Origin of the sequence: Veillonella intestinalis (assembly GCF_943192895.1) — a bacterium.
GTDB classification, from domain to species: domain Bacteria; phylum Bacillota; class Negativicutes; order Veillonellales; family Veillonellaceae; genus Veillonella_A; species Veillonella_A intestinalis.
In genome coordinates this window covers 1-1,731 of the sequence record NZ_CALPCB010000019.1, presented here as the reverse complement: position 1 = coordinate 1,731, position 1,731 = coordinate 1, and the positions used below count along the sequence as shown (strand labels likewise).

Here is a 1,731-nt window from a genome sequence, read left to right as displayed (position 1 = left end):
TTTGGCTATGTCACAACAAACAGTTGATAAATAGCCATTTTTATAGGGGAGTATCAGAACTCCCCTACAAACTGTTATTTGCAGTTATCTATACTCATTTGGAATTTCGATATGAAGTGTCTCACACAATAACTTCACATCATGTGCATCATTTTCATCAAACTCGTATCCCAGATGGAACATTACTTGACTATATGGTTCAATACAGGAAACCTCTATTTCCTCAATTCTGCCTTTACCCGAAAAAGTTTCTACCGGAAAACAATCCCCATCATAAAGAATTTCACCTTCGTCCGTATATTCAAAACAATGCAAATCAATAATTCTGTTTTTCAAATCTTCCCATACAGTATGGTTCAATGTTGTATATTCCATCTTAATCTCATAAAAGCCATTAGCTTTCATTATTTCTATAAAGTTCTGATAATCGTTCTTTTCTACAAAAATGTCAATATCATTATGGGCTCTTGACTGATATCCAAGAAGAGCATCTACACCCCAGCCACCATCAAGAAAGACTTTAATCTCCGCATCTATTGCAAATTGAAGAATCTGTTTTACATCTGTTATATTGACCATCTTATCATCTCCACAAATTCTAATTAGGCGACCAGAGGAACTGCTGGTCTGTTTGATAAATCTCTGCATTTAGCAGTTTTCAATGTTGCCAAAACGAAAGTTAAGAAGATGTTCCTTTTCTCCATGTCGCTTTCTTTGGCGTAATTTACAAGGTTATTCCACACAAGATAGTTGTTCAGATACTTGGTAGAAACACCGTTAAAGCCACGCATAAACCTCTTTAGCTGGCTATGGTAGCTATTGATATGTTGGATATTATAAATGCCTTTCTTGGCTTTGCCAGTCTTTAACTGCACAAGGTCAATGCCATTGGCATTTGTAAATCTCACATAGGAGTTCATCTTGTCCGTAACAAGAGTGGAATTGGTCTTAATCCTACCATCATAAATATGATGTAAATCTCTTGTAGAAACTCTACCAGTATTCGTAATCTTGGAGATAGACAAGCCATTCCTATTAACCGCACAAGGAACACATACCTTTTCTTGGGACAAGCCTCTGATATGTGTAGAATGACCACGCTTATGAGCCTTGCGTGGCATAGCAAATGTCTTACTCTTGCTATGATTGCCCTTGTACGAGATGGCGAAAAAAGTTTCGTCAGCCTCAATAATGCCGTCAAGGGTAACATCGTCTGCCATATTCTGAAGTGCATCCAAAATCTTGTGTCTCCAAAGGAATGCGGTGTTTCTGTGAATCCCACAAGCAACAGCAGTCTTACGAATGGATAAGCCATTCATCATACAATCAATGTACTGCTCCCACACGGACAAGTCTTTTCTTGTACCAGACACAATGGAGTTCGTAGCAATCACGAAGGACTTGCCACAATCCTTACATACATATCGCTGTGTGCCATCTTTACGATGACCATTGCGAACCACATGGATACAGCCACAAAGAGGGCATACACGACCATTTGCAAAGCGTTCCTTTGCTACGAAATCTTCAATATTCAAAGACTTTACAAAGGCAGGACTTAAAAGCATTGTTTTAAGGCTTTCCTGCTCTGCGACAGTCAACTTACCGATAATATCTAATGCGTCTTTGATAGTAGGCATATCCAATTACCTCCTTCGGTGGTACTGTTTCTTACTATTATTATACGCTATTTCTCGTCAAAAATCAACCATTTGTTGTGACAGAGCCTTA

2 protein-coding genes are annotated in these 1,731 nt (G+C 38.5%); both read right to left on the bottom strand.

Features of this window, described 5'->3' with window-relative positions:
* Window positions 1-84 precede the first annotated feature (84 nt).
* Window positions 85-579 carry a lincosamide nucleotidyltransferase Lnu(C) gene (lnu(C), locus tag NFR27_RS10070; RefSeq protein WP_019543803.1) on the bottom strand — a complete coding sequence of 165 codons (495 nt, stop codon included), beginning with the start codon at window positions 577-579 and terminating at the stop codon, window positions 85-87.
* 23 nt (window positions 580-602) lie between these two features.
* Window positions 603-1,640 carry an IS1595-like element ISSag10 family transposase gene (locus tag NFR27_RS10065; protein ID WP_002837184.1) on the bottom strand — a complete coding sequence of 346 codons (1,038 nt, stop codon included), beginning with the start codon at window positions 1,638-1,640 and terminating at the stop codon, window positions 603-605.
* Window positions 1,641-1,731 lie beyond the last annotated feature (91 nt).

Coding starts and splice junctions, on each gene's coding strand:
- NFR27_RS10065 (WP_002837184.1), bottom strand. CDS start 1,640: ATGCCTACTATCAAAGACGCATTAGATATTATCGGTAAGTTGACTGTC.